The 19,027-nt window shown below is 66.7% G+C and carries 15 protein-coding genes and 1 tRNA gene; 6 read left to right on the top strand and 10 right to left on the bottom strand.

All coding sequences use genetic code 11. The features are described from left to right. Positions 1-5 precede the first annotated feature (5 nt). Positions 6-1,358 (top strand): FAD/NAD(P)-binding protein, encoded by a 1,353-nt coding sequence (locus ACOFKW_RS03140; protein WP_419815901.1) that lies wholly within the window; start codon positions 6-8, stop codon positions 1,356-1,358. Here the strand turns inward: ACOFKW_RS03140 and ACOFKW_RS03135 are convergent. The 3 genes from ACOFKW_RS03135 to ACOFKW_RS03125 all read right to left on the bottom strand — a co-directional run bounded on the left by ACOFKW_RS03135 (position 1,355) and on the right by ACOFKW_RS03125 (position 3,179). Continuing rightward, positions 1,355-2,068: a dienelactone hydrolase family protein gene (locus tag ACOFKW_RS03135; RefSeq protein WP_419815900.1), complete on the bottom strand. Its 714-nt coding sequence runs from the start codon at positions 2,066-2,068 to the stop codon at positions 1,355-1,357. The genes ACOFKW_RS03140 and ACOFKW_RS03135 overlap by 4 nt on opposite strands. 25 nt (positions 2,069-2,093) lie before the next feature. After that, positions 2,094-2,167, bottom strand: a tRNA-Gly gene (locus ACOFKW_RS03130). 199 nt (positions 2,168-2,366) lie between these two features. Continuing rightward, the gene (locus ACOFKW_RS03125) at positions 2,367-3,179 is read right to left on the bottom strand and encodes a hypothetical protein (protein ID WP_419815899.1); all 813 of its coding nucleotides are present in this window, start codon (positions 3,177-3,179) and stop codon (positions 2,367-2,369) included. 185 nt (positions 3,180-3,364) lie between these two features. On the opposite strand from ACOFKW_RS03125, the gene ACOFKW_RS03120 reads away from it, so the two are divergent. After that, a complete protein-coding gene (locus ACOFKW_RS03120; protein ID WP_419815898.1) occupies positions 3,365-3,742 on the top strand; it encodes a hypothetical protein in 378 nt (125 codons plus the stop codon). 51 nt (positions 3,743-3,793) lie between these two features. Here ACOFKW_RS03120 and ACOFKW_RS03115 read toward each other — a convergent pair whose 3' ends face one another. From ACOFKW_RS03115 to ACOFKW_RS03105, 3 genes are all read right to left on the bottom strand, one after another. After that, positions 3,794-6,073, bottom strand: coding sequence for an NADP-dependent malic enzyme (locus ACOFKW_RS03115; protein WP_419816854.1), 2,280 nt, complete (start codon positions 6,071-6,073; stop codon positions 3,794-3,796). Between the two features lie 228 nt (positions 6,074-6,301). After that, positions 6,302-7,894, bottom strand: coding sequence for a hypothetical protein (locus ACOFKW_RS03110; protein WP_419815897.1), 1,593 nt, complete (start codon positions 7,892-7,894; stop codon positions 6,302-6,304). Between the two features lie 221 nt (positions 7,895-8,115). Further along, a complete protein-coding gene (locus ACOFKW_RS03105) occupies positions 8,116-8,529 on the bottom strand; it encodes a CHRD domain-containing protein (protein ID WP_419815896.1) in 414 nt (137 codons plus the stop codon). Positions 8,530-8,580: 51 nt separating this feature from the next. Here ACOFKW_RS03105 and ACOFKW_RS03100 point away from each other — a divergent pair, with 51 nt between their 5' ends. After that, positions 8,581-9,084 (top strand): VOC family protein, encoded by a 504-nt coding sequence (locus ACOFKW_RS03100; protein ID WP_419815895.1) that lies wholly within the window; start codon positions 8,581-8,583, stop codon positions 9,082-9,084. Positions 9,085-9,216: 132 nt separating this feature from the next. On the opposite strand, the gene ACOFKW_RS03095 is transcribed toward ACOFKW_RS03100, so the two are convergent. Beyond that, a complete protein-coding gene (locus tag ACOFKW_RS03095) occupies positions 9,217-9,984 on the bottom strand; it encodes an NF038132 family protein (protein WP_419815894.1) in 768 nt (255 codons plus the stop codon). A 420-nt stretch (positions 9,985-10,404) separates the two neighbouring features. Further along, positions 10,405-10,836, bottom strand: a complete 432-nt coding sequence (locus tag ACOFKW_RS03090; protein WP_419815893.1) for a pseudoazurin — start codon at positions 10,834-10,836, stop codon at positions 10,405-10,407. 207 nt (positions 10,837-11,043) lie between these two features. Here ACOFKW_RS03090 and adh point away from each other — a divergent pair, with 207 nt between their 5' ends. The 3 genes from adh (at position 11,044) to ACOFKW_RS03075 (ending at position 14,072) form a co-directional block, all read left to right on the top strand. Then, complete coding sequence (gene adh, locus ACOFKW_RS03085; protein ID WP_419815892.1) at positions 11,044-12,564, top strand: aldehyde dehydrogenase; 1,521 nt, start codon at positions 11,044-11,046, stop codon at positions 12,562-12,564. 73 nt (positions 12,565-12,637) lie between these two features. Continuing rightward, positions 12,638-13,036: a DUF779 domain-containing protein gene (locus tag ACOFKW_RS03080; RefSeq protein WP_419815891.1), complete on the top strand. Its 399-nt coding sequence runs from the start codon at positions 12,638-12,640 to the stop codon at positions 13,034-13,036. A gap of 67 nt (positions 13,037-13,103) precedes the next feature. Next, complete coding sequence (locus tag ACOFKW_RS03075; RefSeq protein ID WP_419815890.1) at positions 13,104-14,072, top strand: FIST signal transduction protein; 969 nt, start codon at positions 13,104-13,106, stop codon at positions 14,070-14,072. On the opposite strand, the gene ACOFKW_RS03070 is transcribed toward ACOFKW_RS03075, so the two are convergent. Beyond that, positions 13,976-14,659 (bottom strand): asparagine synthetase B family protein, encoded by a 684-nt coding sequence (locus tag ACOFKW_RS03070; protein WP_419815889.1) that lies wholly within the window; start codon positions 14,657-14,659, stop codon positions 13,976-13,978. The two genes, ACOFKW_RS03075 and ACOFKW_RS03070, sit on opposite strands and share 97 nt — an antisense overlap. Before the next feature lie 214 nt (positions 14,660-14,873). Further along, positions 14,874-19,025 (bottom strand): translocation/assembly module TamB domain-containing protein, encoded by a 4,152-nt coding sequence (locus ACOFKW_RS03065; RefSeq protein WP_419815888.1) that lies wholly within the window; start codon positions 19,023-19,025, stop codon positions 14,874-14,876. Positions 19,026-19,027: the final 2 nt, after the last annotated feature.

The raw sequence follows: 19,027 nt of genomic DNA, 5'->3' as shown, positions 1-19,027 counted from the left end.
ACCGCATGATCTACAAAACCGTCGCCATCGTCGGGGCGGGCTTCTCGGGCTCGCTGCTGGCGATCAACATCCTGCGCCATGCCGGGCCGGAGGCGACGCTGATCGAGCGGCGCCCGGTATTCGGGCGCGGCACCGCCTATACCGCGCCGCATCCGTCGCACCTGCTCAACGTCCGCGCCGGCAACATGAGCGCGCTCAGCGACCGGCCCCAGCATTTCGCCGAATGGTGCACCGCGCGCGGCCTTGGCGGCGGCGGCGATTTTGCCCAGCGCAAGATGTACGGCGAGTATCTCGGCGAGCTGCTCGAACGCTCCAACGCCCGCGCCGGCGAGCGGCTGCACTTGGTCCGCGACGACGTCGTCGGCAGCAGGGTCGACGACGACGGCGTCACCCTGAGCTTTGCCGAAGGGCCGCCGCAGACCTTCGATGCGCTGGTCGTCGCCGTCGGCAACCTGCCGCCGCATGCGCCACCCGGGCTCGATCCCGACAGCTTCACGCCCGACCTGTACGCGCACGACCCCTGGGACCCGCGGCTGATCGAGGGGCTCACCGACGACGACACCATTCTGCTGATCGGCACCGGGCTGACCATGGTCGATGTCGCGCTGTCGCTCGATGCGGCGGGCTTTGGCGGCAAGATCGTCGCGATGAGCCGCCGTGGCCTGCTGCCGCGCCCGCATGTGCCGCCCGGCCCGGCCGGCGACCGCAACGAGAAGCCGACCAGCCAGGCCTCGGCGCTGCTCCACGAGATCCGCGTGCGGACGCGCGAGATCGGCTGGCGCGCCGCCGTCGACGAGATGCGGCCGTTCACCCAGAGCCTGTGGCTGTCGGCCTCGGTCGAGGAGCGCAGCCGCTTCCTGCGCCACCTGCGGCCGTGGTGGGACGTCCACCGCCACCGCCTCGCGCCCGCCGTCGCCGCGACCATCGAAAGGATGCGCGCGCGCGGACAGTTGAGCATCGTCGCCGGCAAGCCGTCGCGCTTCGAGGCCAGCGGCACGGGCATCGATGTCGGCTGGCGCCCACGGGGGGCGAGCGAGTTGCAGACCCTGCATGCGCGGCGGGTGGTCAACTGCACCGGGCCGCAGGGTGATTTGGCGCGCTCGACCGAGCCGCTGTTGCGCGGCCTCATCGCCAGCGGCCATGCCCGCGCCGATGCCAACCGACTCGGCCTCGATGTCGACAGCCAGTCGCGGCTGGTCGGCGCCGACGGCACGCCGCACCCGCGCCTGTTCGGTCTTGGGCCGATGACCCGCGGCGCCTTTTGGGAGATCGTCGCGGTGCCCGATATCCGCACCCAGGTCTGGACCGTCGCCCGCCGTCTGGCGCAGGCGCACTGGGTCGGCGGCGAAGGGCTTTAGCCGAACGCCTCGGCGAAGTGCGCCTTCATCGCCGCCCATGACCGGCGATCGGTGCGGGCGTCGTATTTGGCGAACGGGCGCTCGACGCCGTCGGCGTTCTTGTTGGTGAAGCTGTGCAGTGCGCCAGTATAGGCGATGGTCTGGCAGTCCGCCTCGGCCGCCGCCATCTCGCGCAGGAAGCCGACCAGCGCGGTGTCGGGAACGATCGGATCCTCGGCGCCGTGGCAGACCAGCAGCCTTGTCGACAGCGGCCCGGCATTGAGCGGCGCGATCGTCGTCAGGTCGCCGTGGAAGCTGACACCGGCGAGATAGCCCGGGTAATTGGCTCGCGCCAGTTCCAGCACGACGGTGCCGCCGAAGCAGAAGCCGATCGCGCCAAGCTGGCCGTTGCACCGCGGATGGGCCGCCAGTGCGTCGAGCGCGGCGCCGGCGCGGATGGCGATGGCCGCCGGATCGGCGCGCCAGCTCTGCAGCAGCGGCATGCCCGCGGCAAAGTCCTGCGGGACCATGCCCTCGCCGTAGAAATCCGCCGCGAGCGCGACGTAGCCAAGCTCGTCGGCCAGTCGGTCGGCACGCTCGATTGTGTGGGCGCCGATGCCGCCGATGTCGGCGAACACCGCGATTCCCGGCCGGCGCTCGTCACCCGGCGGCAAAGCCAGTTGGCCGTCGCAGGTCACGTCGCCGGCGCTATAGCTGAAAGCCTCGATCATAGGGTCTCCGGGGGCAGCGGCGGGTTGGAGCGGGTGAGGGGAATCGAACCCCCGTCTATAGCTTGGGAAGCTACTGCTCTACCATTGAGCTACACCCGCATTTCAACGACTTGGACGCCAATCGCTGGGAAAATTCTACAGCGCTGTTCGCCAACCGTTCGCCAATTGCCACAACCGTGAGCGCTTGGTCAACGTACGGTCACCGGATTTCTGTCGGCTGAACCGGCGACCGGCGGACGATTGCCATTAACGAGCAGCGTCGCGCCGACAGGCTGTCGAGGCCCGCAGGTGTCCGAGATCAGCGCGGGACGACGGGCGGAATGCGGCTCGCAACGACCATGTTCGTCGCGCGGTCGAGGGCCCAGATGACGCGGGGCTGGAACCGGTCCCAGGCGATGGCCTGACCGCCGGTCGTCGTCCCGATCGTCGCGACATGCTCGAGCGTCGTCCCGGCAGCCGGCAAGCGCAGCGCGTACATCTCGGGTCGATCATGGCCCGTGACATACAACAGACCGTCGTCGCCCCATGATCCGCCCGAACTGCTCATCGGTGCGAACCGCGCCAGCACCGTGTCCGGGAACAGCCACGACGCTGTCGGACGAAACTCGCGGTCGAGGCGCACCAGCCGCGTCCAGCGATGATCGTGGCCAGGCTCGCCGCCACGGCCTTCGGGATAATTGGCCAACCCGGCGTACCAGTCGGCGCCGTGACGTTCGATCCAGGTCAGCGACCCCGGCAGCGGTGGCAGCGGTACGGTGCGAATATGCCGAAGCGTCTTCGTATCGAAGATCTCGACCGCGCTAGCCATCGGCACCGCTGGATAGTTGGACGCGGCGCAGATCAATTCGCTGCGATCGACGGTGCACGAATTCATGTGCGGGTACAGCGCGCGCGGCCCCTCCCATCCCGCAACCCGGGCGCCGGTCCGCTTGTCGTACTTGCCGATGCTGTTGTTCGAGTTCGGGTAGAAATAGCGTGCATCGGCCGCGACACCCTGGCGAGCCTCCGCAGCGACGAAACGCGAGACCACGGTCGCGGTTGGCAGGTCCTGCGCCGAAGCACCGGCACCCGACAGCACCGCACAAATCGAAACCATGAGACGCCAGATCATCAGGGGAGTTTATTGCACGATAATGTCAGTTTCGCATGCGGCGTGTCGTGTGCATCTAATCCGACAGCCTCGAGCCGTCGCCTCGGCGCCTGCCAATCCCCAACAGGGGGCGCAATCTACTCACGGTCAGCCGCTGTTCAGGCGACTCGCGCTAGGTGAACAGCATGTCCAAATTGCTGAGCTCCGTGCTGCTCGGTGCCGCCCTTATCGCCATGCCGGCGGGCGCAGCGACGCACCGCGACCCCGATCAGGAGTTGCAGAAGCTGCTCGCCGGACGAACGCCAGAGGCGCCGGTATCCTGCATCGAATCCTCGTTGGCCAGCAGCGTGACGGTCGTCAGGGGCAGGGCCATCGTCTACCGCATCGGCAGCCGCCTGTTCGTCAACACGACGGAGGATCCGTCGCGGCTTCGCAATGACGATATCCTGGTCGCCAATGTCCGAGGCGCCCAGCTTTGCAACCACGACGCTATTCAGCTCGTGGCCTGGGGCGGCCAGGTTCCACGTGGCTTCGTGCTCCTCGACAAATTCGTCCCCTACTCGAAAATCACGAAAGCTCGCTGACGCCGGGGCCGTCGCACCAAGCACAGCTGGATCAGCCGCCGATTGAGCGGATCACCGGGCAGCCTCGACGGCATTCTCGCTGGCAACCAGTGCCGTCATGTTGACGATGCCCCGCGTCGTGGTCGAGGATACCAGTACGTGGATCGGCTTCGACATGCCGAGCAGGAGCGGCCCGATCGCCAGGCCCTTGGTGATCGAAGTCGCCAGGGTCAGCGCGATATTCGCGGCGTCGAGCGATGGCATGATCAGCAGGTTGGCGGCGCCTTCGAACACCGACTGTGTGATGCTGCGCTCGCGGATCGCCGGGTTGAGCGCGCCGTCGGCATGCATCTCGCCGTCCACCTGAAGATCGGGCTTCTGCCGGCGCAGGATCGCGAGCGCCTCGCGCATCTTGCGCGCGCTCGGCGATCCCGAAGCACCGAAGTTGGAGTGCGAGAGCAGGGCGACGACGGGCACGATGCCGAAGCGCGCGACCTGGTCGGCCGCCATCATCGTGAACTCGGCAATCTGCTGCGCGCTCGGATCGATATTGAGGTGGGTGTCGGCAAAGAACAATGTCGTCTGTTCGTGTACCAGCGCACTCAGCGCCGAAACGCGGCTGACCCCCGGCGCGCGCGGAATGATCTGCAGCACCGACCGGGTTTCCTCCCACCACTCGGCCGGAGTGCCGCACAGCGCCGCGTCGACCATCCCGGTGTGGAGCAGCAGTGCCGCCGTGACGCTGGGTTGCTGCCGGACGCGCTTGCGAGCGGCGGCCGGATTGACGCCACGTCGTTCGACCAGGTCGACATAGGCCGCGACCAGCGCTTCGAAGGCCTCGCCCGGCACCGTCGGATCGAACAGCTCGATGTCCTGGCCGACGCGAATGCGCAGGCCAAGCCGGGCGATCGCTTTTTCGACCACGGCGATGCGACCGACCAGCACCGGGCGGGCAAGGCGCTCGTCGACCACGATCTGCGCGGCGCGCAGCACTGAATCCGCTTCGCCGGCGGCATATGCGACCCGCCGTGTGGCGCGACGCGCGGCTTCGAACACCGGCATCATCAACTGGCTCGAGCGGTAGGTGTAGCGCGTCAGGCTGGCGCGATAGGCCTCCATGTCGGCGATCGGGCTCAGCGCCACCCCGGTCTCGCCCGCTGCCGTGGCGACGGCGGAGGCGACTTCGAGGATGAGGCGCGGATCGAACGGCTTGGGGATGATATGGTCATGCCCGAACAGCATCGGCTCGCCACTATAGGCGCGGGCGACGGTCTCGTCGGGTTCGGCCCGCGCCAGCGCCGCGATCGCCTCGACGGCCGCGAGCTTCATCGCCTCGTTGATCTCGGTCGCCTGGCAGTCGAGCGCTCCCCGGAAGATGTAGGGAAAGCACAGCAGATTGTTGACCTGATTGGGAAAGTCCGACCGCCCGGTGGCGATGATCGCATCGGGCCGCAACGCGCGCACCAGGTCCGGCATGATCTCGGGCTGCGGGTTGGCCATCGCCAGGATCAGCGGCCTGGGGGCCAGCAGCGGCAGCCATTCAGGCTTGAACACGCCGGGCGCCGACAGGCCAAGGAAGATATCGGCGCCGGCGATGACGTCGGCGAGCACGCGCGCGTCGCTGACATGGGCGTAGCGCGCCATGTTGGGCAGCATGACGGTGTTGCGGTTGGCATGGACGACGCCGTCGATGTCGGTGAGCGTGACATTGGCGATCGGCAGACCGAGCGAAACCAGCAGGTCGACACAGGCCAGCGCCGCCGCCCCGGCCCCGGAGGTCACCAGTCGCACATCCTCGATGCGTTTGTCCTGCAGCAGCAGCGCGTTGCGCACGGCCGCCGCGACGACGATGGCGGTGCCGTGCTGATCGTCGTGGAACACCGGGATGTTCATCCGGGACCGCAGCTCAGCCTCGATGGCGAAGCACTCGGGCGCCTTGATATCCTCGAGGTTGATACCGCCGAAGGTCGGCTCCAGCGCCGCCACGGCATCGCAGAAGGTCTTGGGATCGCTGGCGTCGAGCTCGATATCGAAGGCGTCGAGCCCGGCGAACTTGCGGAACAGCACCGCCTTTCCCTCCATCACCGGCTTGGAGGCGAGCGGACCGATATTGCCGAGCCCGAGCACGGCGGTGCCGTTGGTCACGACTGCGACCAGATTGCCTCGCGCCGTATAGTCGCGCGCCGCCGCCGGATCGGCGACGATCGCTTCGCAGGCCGCTGCCACGCCGGGTGAATAGGCCAGCGCCAGGTCGCGCTGCGTCTCCATGCGCTTGGTGGCATGGATGCCGAGCTTTCCCGGTTGCGGGTAGCGATGATAATCGAGCGCATCCCGCCGGAAGTCGTCGCTGATGCTCATGCGAGTTTCGTCCCTCGATCTTGCCTAGCGTCTCGATCCTGATCCGGCCCGCAGTTGGCACACCGAAAACCCAGATCCGCCGTTCGGCGAGACGCATACGACCCCTCCCAGCCGTGTACTATGATTTTCGATCCCAGGCCGTCTCGCGGAGGACCCGTCGGCGCGCTGGCGACTTCGTGCGGCAGCGACCCCGCCGGCGGCGATTGCCCAACGCGGTCGCGGTCAGCCGAGCTGCTGCGGGGTGGCGATGTTGCGAACGGCGGCGTCTCCGAGCCGCTCGCGGAGCTGGGTCAGGTACAGGCTTCGCGGCGCGACGTGGCGGCCGAGAGACTCGATATGGCCGTTCGGCTTGCTGGTATCCTGCAGCGGCGCGTTGAAGATCACCGCATTAACGCCGAGGTGGCCAAAGCTGTAATTCTGCGCCGTGGGCGGCTTCTGCACGAGGAAGTCGCCCTCGCAGTTCCAGAACACGGTGTTCGCACCGGCCCAGCCGATGGTGATGTTCTTCCAAAACCGGGCGGTCAACGGCGCCTGGATGTTATCGTAGAGGTTCCCGGTCGCCCATTGTTCGTGGGGCTCGCTCGAAGAGAACGGGCTTGTCGCCTTGCAATCGAGGAAGACGTTGCCGCTCGACGTCGGTTGCCCGGCCATGAAGGAGTGGCGCCCCTTGTCGGACTCGCAGCGCTGCACGAGCGCCAGCTGCCCGCGCAAGGCGAAGACGAAGCGCCGGGCGCCCGCCCGTTGCGAGATCGGCTCTCGCGACACGCAATCCTGGATGGTTATCCACTTCGAACCGCGCGAGGTGCCGACCATGCTGTAGACGAAATGCAGCGCGGTCGCGTTGCGGACCCAACCGTTGGTGATGTTATCGAACGTGATGAAATTGCTGTAGTGGTTCTCGTCGGAGTAATATTCTTCGCCGGAATAACTATCACGGTCCATGTTGCCGTAGTTGCTCGTCCGGACTTCAGGGTTGAACTCGGAGACACCGCGGAGGTTCTCGACACCAACGTTGGAGATGCGCCCGGTACTGTCGGACTTCAGCACCTCGCCGCCACCCCATCGCGGCTCGATGGCGCAGGTGATCGGTGCGTCGATCGTGATGGTGTCGCCCTGGACGTCGACGATGACGCGGTCCCATTCGACGTTGAACGGCTGCCACCGACCTCCGGTGGTGTCGCGGTTCATGCCGACCTCGTCGATCCAGGCCTGGTTGCCGATGCGCCGTACCACGACTGTGTCGCCGCGCTTGAAACCCTTTGCCGAGACGAGGCGGATGCGGCGCGCGCCGACGGGCACGCGTTCGCCGGCCACCGCGCGCTTCGTGGTTTCCTGCAAGGTCAGTGCCGCCGGCCCCGCGATCTGCACCAGCGTCGGCCGCATCGGGCCGCCCGCACGACCGCCGCCGGGGCCCGGCACGGCAGGCGGCGTCGCGACGGCAGGCCGTCCGGTGCCGGTCCCGATCAGGATGGTGCCGGTGTCGCCCATGCCTTCACCGCGCAGCACGACGCCACTGGCGCGGATGGTGATCGGCTGGGCCATCCGGTAATCTCCGGCCCTGAGCAACAGCGCGCCGCGAAAGCCATTCGCGTCGAGCGGAAGCGCCGAGACCTTGTCGATCGCCGCCTGGATGTGCGCCGTGTTGTCGCCGGCAACCGGCCAGATGGTCTCCCGCACCGCGACAATCGGGATCGCGATCCCGCCGCCGCCGTAGCCCGCGTGCGAAGCATCGTGGATCGTGTCGCCCAGTTCATCCGGGACGTAGACCAGCTTCCCGTCGACGCCGGGGTAAACCAGGGACGCGGTCGGGGCCAAGTCGGCGGCCCGTGCCAGCGATAGACGCGAGACCAGCGTTTGCGCTGCGGCCAGTTGCAAGATGCTTCGACGGGACAGCTTCATGTTCAAACCGGACTCCTGAGCGTGCCGCACCCTCGCCGAGAGCCGTCCCGACGGCAATGCTTCTCAGGCCGAAGCCGTATTTGTCGTGCAAATGATGTCGAGGCGTCGGGTCCGGTTGGGCCGTCGCCGTCCGGGCGCTATTTTAGCTGCCCGCGGATGGCGCCCTTGGGGAAGGCGGCAGTGTGAACATTGACATAATAGTTGCTCGGCGAGGCCAGGATCGCAGCGAGCGCATCTGCAGCGACGGGCGCGCAACCCTCGGATTGTCCAGTTGCCGGCGCAGCGAGCGTCACCACAGGCGGACCAGCGACACCGGTTGCGCCCTTGTGAATGTGCGCCATCGTCGGCGTGTCGGCGCCCGAGGCGTGCAGCGTGTAGCAGACCTGGTTCTTGTCGGTGTCGAACGTCAGGGCGGCATCGCCCTTGGCTTTGTCCGAGCCCGGGCCGGGCACCTCGGCCGCACCGGTCATTGCAGTCTGCAGCTTGGTGGTCGCGGCAAGCGCCGGTGTGCCGGCGAGGGTGGCTGCGAGCAGGATCAGGACAGGGCGCATGATATGTCTCCTTAGAAGACAGACATTAGCACGGTCGAGCCGGTCGCGGGAGTGGTGACGGGTGCAGCGCCGGCTGCGTTGACAAGCTATCGTGCGTTCTGCATCGAACAGCAGATGGACACCGCTCCTGACCCGGCATGCGCACCGCCGCCTCTGCCCGACAAGGAAGAGAAGATGGTGTCGTCCTCCGTATCCGATATTGCTTTCGGCCGCACTGCGCCCGGCATCTGCGTGCGCGATATCCATGCCGCCTACGACTTCTACTCGCGTATTCTAGGCTTCGATAAAGTGTTCGAGAACGGTGATCCGGTCGGCTTCATGGTGTTGAAGAAGGATCATGCGGAAATCCATCTGACCCAAAAGCCGGACTACAAAGCCTCGACCGTCAATGTAATGCACATGTTCGTCAGCGACGCGGCGGCTCTCTATGCAATCTGCGAAGCCGAAGGCGTCAGGATCATCAAAAGGCTGATGGACAAGGACTATGGCCAGCGCGCCTTCGTATTCGCTGACCCTGACGGCAACCGGATCGACATCGGTGAACGTCTGCCCTGACAGTCATCGGGCGCAATATCTTCTATCATCGAAAGCAAGTCAGTGGTTGCGACGGATCCCGACTATCGGACCCGTCGCAACCACCCTCCCTCAATCGACGATCTGAGAGGCGAGCTGTCGACTACCGGCTAACTACGCCAGCACGTTCGTGCGCCGGCGGCGGACGGATCCCACCATCACGAACCCGACGATCATCATCGCCCAGGTTGCCGGCTCCGGAACGCCGCCGGTCGGGACGGGCGTTCCGTCGATCGTCACTCCCGTAAACGCCAGACCCGTGTCAAAGCTCTCGTCCTGATTGTTCGTCACGCCGAACACGAGACTGTAGTCGCCCGCCCGCGCGATCGTGTACTGAGCGCCGATCCAGCCGGTGTAACCACAGCCTGCGTCGAAACAAGATCCGGAGCTCTCACCCAGTGGCGACCAGACGGGTCCGCCGTCGATGATGGGTGTATGGACCGGCGTCAGGGTCGCCGTCAAAGCCGGCAGGCCAAAGCCGGGTACGACGTCACCCGAGGCTGTCGTCCTGGCGCTGAACAGGGTCGCGACAACACCCGTCGACGACCGAAGCTGAGCCCAGGCGTAATCGGAGAAACCGGCGCCATCGGAGGTGACGTAGTTGAAATAGAAATTGAGTGACGCGCCGGAGCCGGCCGTGAACGTAGATGTCGAGAACTCGGATCCGTTGACCTCGCCGCCGATGCCAAGCGATCCGACACCAGAAATACCGCCATTCGTCGTGATGTACGAGTACGCACCGAGCGGCGAAAGCGACACCACGCCATCAGCCCCCGACGTACCGCAAGTTCCCACACAGGCTGCCTGTGCACCACTGGCAGCGATGAGCCCGCCGGCGATGATTAAGCTAGTGTTTCTCACAAATTTATCAAGTTTCGTCACAGCCTGCTCTCCTATCAATCAAGCAATAGGCGGGTATGCAATAGCTATGCCAATTCGAATTGTGCTCGGTAAGATCGAGAAGCCCGATCCTTTTAAGTCTTCATTTACGAGATGTGTAAAGGACGGCGACACTAGACGTTACCAGATGGTTTCCTTGGCCAAATGATAGTATTTCCAGCACGCTAGATCGGCTCATGGCCGTTAATAAGTTTGTTTATCAGTCATTAGCAACTTCGTCAGCTGCGGCTGACGTGATGAAGACTGCGATTGAACAGGCAGGTTCAAGGCGCTGGCAGCTGGCCGGATCAACGGCGACGAAGCCATTGGCGGTAAAGGTCCATCCACCTGCGGAATCGCAGTTTCGTCGCCGCAGACGACACCGTGCAGTTGACGGTGGCCGAGCGCGGGGGTGCGATGCTTCTATTTCGCCTGGGCAAGCAACCCGGTCATGGTCTTCTTCGCCAGCGGCGGCAATTTTTCGGCAATGGCGGTCAGTTCCGCCTTGTTCGACGCGTCCTTGACCTCGATCAGCCCGACCATGCCCATCGAGACGTGCGGCTTGCACTTGATGCCGTACAGGCCGGGGGTGGTGAACGTCACCTCGATCTCCTCGTCGGTCTTGCCCTTGAAGGCGGTCGCGCCGGCCGGGATCATCGTCGGCATCGCCTCGGCGTTATGCCCCTTGTCGACCGCGACGTACTTCACGGTGTCGCCGGGCGCGACGACCAGGAAGGCGGGCACGAAGGCCGACATGCCGGTCGGCCCGGCGTTGACCATCCTGACCTGCCACTGCTTTGCCGCTGCGGGAGCGGCCCCAACCGCCATGACGGCGATCGTCGTAGCGATCAGCATGCGACCCATCCTGGCCATTTTCTTGCACTCCCAAACCTGGTCCTGCCGCTATTGAAGCGACGCGCCGTGTTGGAACAATGAGACCAAAGAACGAGGCCGGTCGCATATTCTTGCCTGATAGTCGCATTGCCCGCGCCCGGTTGCCGTCCGATTGGTAAATAGCAATTTGCGCTGGACACGACCCGCCGGCGCCGAGGGAGAACCACCGTGCTGCACCAGGCGCTCGACAAGCTGAAGGGCAATATCGCCATCCGCACCCGCTACGATAATTACATCGGCGGCAAGTGGGTTGCCCCGGTCGAAGGTCGTTACTTCGACAATCCATCGCCGATCGACGGCAAGACTTTCTGCTCCATCGCGCGCTCCAGCGCCGCCGACATCGAGCTGGCGCTCGACGCCGCGCACGCCGCCAAGGATGCCTGGGGCAAGACCTCGACCACCCAGCGCGCGATCATCCTGAACAAGATCGCCGACCGGATGGAGGAACGCCTCGACCTGCTGGCGATGGCCGAGACGATCGACAACGGCAAGCCGATCCGCGAAACGACGCTTGCCGACCTGCCGCTGGCGATCGACCATTTCCGCTATTTCGCCGGCTGCATCCGCGCCCAGGAAGGCAGCATTTCCGAGATCGACAAGGACACGGTCGCCTATCATTTCCACGAACCGCTGGGTGTCGTCGGCCAGATCATCCCCTGGAACTTCCCACTGTTGATGGCGATCTGGAAGCTGGCGCCGGCGCTGGCGGCGGGCAATTGCGTCGTGCTCAAGCCGGCCGAGCAGACCCCGATGTCGATCATGGTGTTCGCCGACATCATCGGTGACCTGCTGCCGCCCGGCGTCCTCAACATCGTCAACGGCTTCGGCGTCGAGGCCGGCAAGCCGCTGGCCTCGAACAAGCGCATCGCCAAGATCGCCTTTACCGGCGAGACGACGACCGGCCGCCTGATCATGCAATATGCCTCGGAGAACATCATCCCGGTGACACTGGAGCTGGGTGGCAAGTCGCCTAACATCTTCTTCGCCGACGTGATGGACGAGGATGACGCGTTCTTCGACAAGTGCCTCGAAGGCTTTGCGATGTTCGGGCTCAACCAGGGCGAGGTCTGCACCTGCCCGAGCCGCGCGCTGATCGAGGAGTCGATCTACGACCGCTTCATCGAGCGCGCCATCGAACGCGTGAAGGCGATCAAGATGGGCAATCCGCTCGAGATGTCGACGATGATGGGCGCGCAGGCATCCAACGACCAGCTCGAGAAGATCCTGTCGTACCTAGACATCGGCCGTGACGAAGGCGCCGAGGTGCTGACCGGCGGCAAGCGTGCGCAACTGCCCGGCGATCTGGGCGGCGGCTATTATGTCGAGCCGACGATCCTCAAGGGTCACAACAAGATGCGCGTGTTCCAGGAGGAGATCTTCGGGCCGGTGCTCGCGGTGACGACCTTCCGGACCGACGAGGAGGCGATGGAGATCGCCAACGATACGCTCTACGGCCTGGGTGCCGGTGTCTGGACGCGCAACGGCACGCGTGCCTACCGCTTTGGGCGCGGCCTGCAGGCCGGGCGCGTGTGGACCAACTGCTACCACCTCTATCCCGCCCATGCGGCGTTCGGCGGTTACAAGCAGTCGGGCATCGGGCGCGAGAACCATAAGATGATGCTCGACCACTATCAGCAGACCAAGAACATGCTGGTCAGCTACGACCCGAACAAGATGGGCTTTTTCTGAGGATTGTCCCCGGCTCTCCTCGGCTTACTGCGGCGGGTGCGAGCCCGCCGCCTTTTCATAGGACAAGGCTCAGATGCACGACGACGCCATTCCTGCTCGCGTGCTTGCTACTCCTCTGGCCGAGGACTGGATCGCGCGACTGACGGCGATCCATGGGCCGTTGATGTTTCACCAGTCGGGCGGCTGCTGCGACGGGTCCTCGCCGATGTGCTATCCGCGCGGCGAGTTCCGGACCGGGGCCAGCGACCTGCTGCTCGGTACCATCGCCGGCGATGTGCCGGTGTTCATCGGCGCCGACCAATATGCCTATTGGTCGCACACCCAGATCGTCATCGACGTCATCCCCGGGCGGGGTTCAGGCTTCTCGCTGGAATCGACCGAGGGCATTCGTTTCCTGACGCGCTCGCGCGTGTTCACCGACGAAGAGCACCAGCGACTGCTCGCTCATGCTCCAGCCACCGGCGCCTCCTGACGCGGCGGCTATCGTTCCGACTGCGGGTGGCGCACAAAGGCAGGGCATGATCATGAGGAGGTTGCCTGTGCCTGCGCCGCCTGCCGGAAACCGGTCGCCCCCCGCCATACGCGCCGCCGCCACCCACCAGCTCGATCCGGCTGCCGCCGTCGCGGAACTTCGCGCCGGGCTGGGCGACGCGCCATTGGCTGGCATCCTGCTGTTCGTCTCCAGCCGCCACGACCTGCGCCGCCTGTCGACCGAGCTGGCGCTGGCTTTCGACGAGCTGCCGATCGCCGGCTGCACCTCCTCGGGCGAGCTGACGCCGACCGGATATGACGACGGCACGATCACCGCCATCGGTTTTCCGGCGGACGAATTCGCGCTGACCATCACCGCCTTCCCGGAGCTCGGCAATTTCGATCCGGTCGCGGCGGCGGCCCGCATGCGCCGCGCCGTCGCCGATGCCGAATGCGCCGCCGAGCACCTGGGCACGGCGGTCAACCACGTCGGGCTGTTCCTCGTCGACGGACTGTGCACGCGCGAGGAGATCATCGCGATGACGCTGCAGGACGCGCTCGGCGACATTCCGCTGATCGGCGGGTCGAGCGGCGACGACCTGGATTTCGTCGAGACCTTCGTCCTCGATGCCGGGCGCTTCGTCCGCGACACCGCGCTGGTCGCGATCATCTCGACGACGCGGCCGATGACGGTGTTCCGCAACCAGCACTTCGCGCCGACCACGACGCGCATGGTCGTCACCTCCGCCGATCCGTTGCGGCGCATCGTCTACGAGATCAACGCCGAGCCGGCCGCGCAGGAGTATGCCCGCCTGATCGGTGCCGGCGCCGAGCCGCTGTCGCCGCGCCTGTTCGCCTCGCACCCGCTGCTCGTGCGCGCCGGTACCGAGCATTATGTCCGCGCCATCCAGCAGGCCAATGCCGACGACAGCCTGACCTTCTACTGCGCGATCGACGAGGGCATCGTGCTGACCCTGACCGCCTCGCCGCGTTCCGGCACGATCATGAAGTGCCCGGGATCGAGGGTGCGGACCTGATGGTAGATGGTCCGGGGCTTGCGGACATGGCCGAAGCTGAAAAAGTCGTGCACCGCCCGGTCGCTGACGTCGAAGCGATGCTCCGGCAGGAGCAGCAGCGCCTTCAACTCCGACGCAAAGGCGATGCCACCGTTCTGCTCGGTGACGTACAGCGGCTTGATGCCCAGCGGATCGCGCGCCAGCACCAGCTGCCGCTCGACGCGGTCCCAGATCGCGACGGCGAACATCCCCTCCAGCCGCGCCCAGGCATCGTTGCCCCAGCAGGCAAAGGCGGCGAGGACAGTCTCGGTGTCGCTGCGGGTCGAGAAGGCGAAGCCGCGCGCCTCCAGATCCGGGCGCAGGTCGAGGTGATTGTAGATCTCACCGTTGAAGACGATGGCAAAGCGTTCTTCGCAGGCGCTCATCGGCTGGTGCCCGCCGGCGACGTCGAGGATGCTCAACCGGCGCATGCCGAAACCGAAGTCGCGATCGGTCAGCACGCCGTCGTCGTCGGGTCCGCGGTGCCGAATGGTGTCGCACTGGGCCGAGATCACGCCTCGCCGGACATCTCCCGCGCCGCGTCGGTACCAGCCTGCGATGCCGCACATCAAGCTTCTCCCCGGCCCTGGGACAATGGCTTGCGGATCACGCCGGGCGGCGATCGAAAGCGGATCTGCATCGGTGGGAAAGACGATGCCACCGGGAGATCCCGCACTTGGCCGGGCAGCTTTCGTGGCCGCCGGACATGTCGAGAGATTTAATTGCGACAAGCAGCGCAACGGGACCGCGGCGCAGTGATCGACGCCCGGCTAGCGCTCCGTCCTAATAGGTCCTCGAATACCGCAGAGTGACGTTCGACCCGCCAAACGATCCGGTCGAGCTCAACAGGCTGAGCGTGCGGCTCAGGGCGATCTCCAGCTGCGTCGCTGTGAACCCGCGGGCGTCGGTGATGACCTCCACATAGATGTTGTTGCTGATGTACTGGCCGGCTGCCAGCGCCGTGCCGCGGCCTGCCGTCTTGTCGGCGCCGAGCACCCGCAGCCGATCGATCCCGCTCGCCGAGCGCAGCTTGCCCAGCGGGTTGAGACCGCCGCCCGAGCCACGCAGCGAGTTCAGGGCCGCCGCCAGCTGGATCGCCTGGGTCGGCGACAGCGAGGTGATCGAACTGCCGAACAGCAGCCGCGACAGCACCTCGTCCTGGGCCAGCGCCGGCGTCGACGTGAAGGTGATCTCCGGACGGAGCGCGCGGCCGCCGATGTTGATCGTCGCTGCGACGCCCTCGACCGTCGTGCTGGCGCTCAGCGACAGCAGCGGGTTGGTGAGCGGACCGCCGTCGAAGGTGATCGCGCCGTCCTCGGCCAACTCGAACCGCTTGCCGGCGAAGGAATAGGTGCCGCGGACGATCTGCAGCTTGCCGACCACGATCGGGTTCGCGGTCGTGCCGGTGATGCGCATGTCGGTTTGCCATTCGGCTTCCAGCCCCATGCCGCTGACGAAGATGCGGTTGTCGGCACGGATGCGCAGGTCGAGACGGAACTGCGAGGGCGGTGCCGCTGCGGCTCCGGTGGCGACGGCGACCGGTGCACCCTTGCGCCGGACCCCGGTCAGCTCGCTGACCTCGGCGGCGCCCTGGCGGATGATCTCGTAGCGCGCCTCGGGGATCGTCAGGGTGCCCTTGATCAGGCCGACGCCGCGGCTGCTGGTGATCGCCAGCTGGCCCGAAGCCGTCGCACCGAGCGCGTCGCTGCGTGCCAGCTGTGCCTTGTCGAGGGTGATCGCCAGGTTGAGCGGGAAGCCCGTCGCCGCGTCGAGGCCGACGCTGCCCGAGGCAGCGAGGCTGCCGCTGCCAGCCTTGGCCGTGAGCGAGACGATCTGCAATTGCGAACGGTCGAAGCGGCTGTCCAGCGCGATGTTCGAGATGACCGTCCCGAACGCTTGGTTCTCGTACCGCAACGTCGCGGCCCGGATGACGCCCGTGACGCTGGGGTTGTCGACCCGCCCGCCAAGGTCGGCGGCGATGACGATGGGCCCGCTCAGCTGCTGCCCGGCGATCCCGGTCAGGGCCCACAGCACCTCCGCCGGGCCATTGTACCGGATGCCGCCGGACAGGGGTGCGGCAAGCAGGCGCTGGGTGATCGTCGCGCCGTTGCCCAGCGGCGCAAGCCGGGCGTTGATCCGGCCGACGACTGCAGTGCCCCGCCGGACGACCGCGTCGAACTCGCCGCCGCTGCCCGACAGACGCGAGCGCGTGCTGACATCGACCGGCGCGGAACTGCTGTAGGCCGCGGTCCGGGTGAAGCCGGCGACGGCCAGGTTGGCGTCGACGACCGGCGTCGCACTGCCCGCCATGCTTGCATCGATGGTGCCGGAGACCTTGCCGCCCAGTCCGAGGCCCGGGGCGAACGCCTCGACGATCGCCAGGTCGATGCCGTCGAGCGTCGCCCGCAGGCGGATGGTCCGGCCGTAATCGCCGCTGAGGATCGCCCGGCCTTGCGGGATGACCATCGTCGTCGGGGCGAGCTGCCAGATGTCGCCGGTCTTGGTCGCGACGGCGGGCGATGCGAGGCGGAAGGCGATGCCGTTGAGCGTGCCCGTCGCATTGGCGACGACGCGTGTCGGGGACAGTGCAGCCTGCGCCGCAATCGAGAACGGCGCCGTCGTGCTGCCGTTGGCGACCAGTCCGACGGTGCCACGACCGCCGCGATAATCGAAGCGCGTCTGGGCGCGCTGCACCAGCAGCGTGCCGGAGCGAACGTCGGCGAGATAGGCGGTGCCCGCGACCGAGGGCGCGCCGGGCGTCAGCAGCGCGTTGGCGCGGATCGTGCCGCTTCCGATCGTGATCGGCATTGCGCCCGGGATGCGCGCGGCATTGGCACGAAGATCGACAGCGGCGCTCTGTACCTTGCCTTGCGCGCCCAGCTCGACGCTGCCGTTAAAGCCGGACCCGGCGACGCTGAGCCGGCCGGCGAACGGTCCCGCCGCCGCCTGGACGACGCTGCCGCGGACATCGATCCCGGCAAAGCGGGCGTTGGCGATGTCGACGGCCAACGGTCCCTTGGTCGAGCGAACCAGGACGTCCGCGGCGAACGGGCCGTATTCGGAACCACCGCTGGCCTTGATGCGATAGCCTGCGGCCGTGCCTTCGAGATCGGCGACGACGTCGGTCAGTTGGACGCCGACGTTCGGTCGCGCGGCGCGGAGCCGTACCCGGGGCCGGGCGACGGTGCCGCTGCCGGTTACCGACAGCGGTCCGTATTGCGTAGAGGCACCGCTCGCCTGGAATGCGATGCGGCCGTCCGGGCGGTAGGTGCCGGTCCCATCGGTGATGCGGAAGCGTGGTGCCGTCAGCCGGAGGTCGCGCAGCATCGCGACGCCGGCGGGGTCGTAGGCGACACGCGCCGTGACCACCGCGTTGCCGCCGAGCTGCTCCCGCAGGCCCGCGTTCTCGATCTGCCGGGTGGTGGCACGGATCGTGCCGGTGATGCCGAAGCCGCCCTTGGCACCGGCGACGAGCTTGGCGTCGGTAACCAGGTCGATCCGGCCAAGCCCCTCGACGCGGTAGTCGTTGACCCGGCCCTTCAACGCGCCGTTGTACCGGCCAGTGCCGGGGTTGGCGACGATGACCGCCGTGGCGTCGATCCGGTCTGAGCGCAGTCGCAGATTGTCCGACAGCAGCTGGCCCTTCGACCAGGCGAGGTCGCCGTCGATGCGCAGGTTGGTCAGCAATCCGCCGGCGGCAGCGTTGAGGCCGGTCACCCGCCGCGCCGTGGCATGGACAGGAACCAGGATGCGATCAGCATCGACGGTGGCGCGTCCCGCCGCCGCCAAATCTTCGACCGTCGTGCCGTTGAAGGCGAGCGTCGTGGCGCGCACCTCATAGGCGACTGCCGGCGTCGCGAACGGCCCGTCAAGCGCGGCGGAGAAACGGACGTCGCGCCCCGCCAGACCCGGTGCGATCGCACCCGGGCGCCACAGTTGCGCGGTCAGTCGCAGATTGCCGAAGCGGTTCTCGCCAAGGTCGACCTGTCCTGCCGCGGTGGTGCGGAACGCCGTCGACTGCGCACTGGCAGTCAGGTCGACGCGCCGCTCCGCCACCTTTGCCGTTGCATCGATATCGATACCCTCGGCCGTCAGCGAAGCGACCGGGCCGCCTGCGACGACCAGTTCGGGGTGAACGCGACCGCGCACGCCGAAAGTGCCGTCGCGGCCGGTCACCGCGAGGTCGGCGAGTTGCCCATTGCCGGCCAGCGCCGCCACCTGGCCCTGCCATGCCTGCCAGTCACCGCGCCCGGCGATGGTCAGCGTCAGGGGCTTTCCCAATTTGGCGTAGCTGTCGACCAGTCCGCCCGCCGGCGCCACCAGCCGCGCGTCGACGATCAGGCGGTTGTCCGCCGGCACCGCGTCGAGCTTCAGCGCCAGCGTGTCGCCGCCCGACAAGCCGGGACCGTTCAACGCTGCGGCATCGGCAACGACCTTCGCGCGGCCATCGGCGATGTCGATCGCTGCCGACAGGCGCGCGACGTGGCGCTGGCCGGTCACCGCGGGATCGATGATCAGGCGGCCGACCGCCAGCCGGTCGAGCTTGATGTCGATATCGGGAAGCAGCGGCTCGTTCGGATCCGACGGGCCAAGCACTGGTTTGCGCAGCAGCCGCGCCTGGTCGACGACGACTTCGGAAATCTCGATCCGCTTGTGCAGAGCCGGCCACGGGTTCCAGTCGACGACGACCGTCGGAGCCGTCGCCAGCAGGCCCTTGAGGTCGCGGATCTCGACGCCGCGCAACGTCATGCGCCCATAGATCGAGCCGTCGATTCGCCCGGCGCGGTAGTTCAGCCCGGTTTCACTGGTAAATCCAGCAAGCTTGTCGACCAGGAAGCGCCGGCCGGGCTGGGTGTCGAGCCCGGCAACCAGCAAGGCCAGCAGCACCACCAGCCCGACAAGGATACCGCCGATCCACAGGAGGATGCGCCGCACGA

The sequence above is a fragment of the Glacieibacterium sp. genome, from assembly GCF_965200405.1.
GTDB lineage: Bacteria > Pseudomonadota > Alphaproteobacteria > Sphingomonadales > Sphingomonadaceae > Glacieibacterium.
This window is presented reverse-complemented; position numbering and strand designations above follow the sequence as displayed.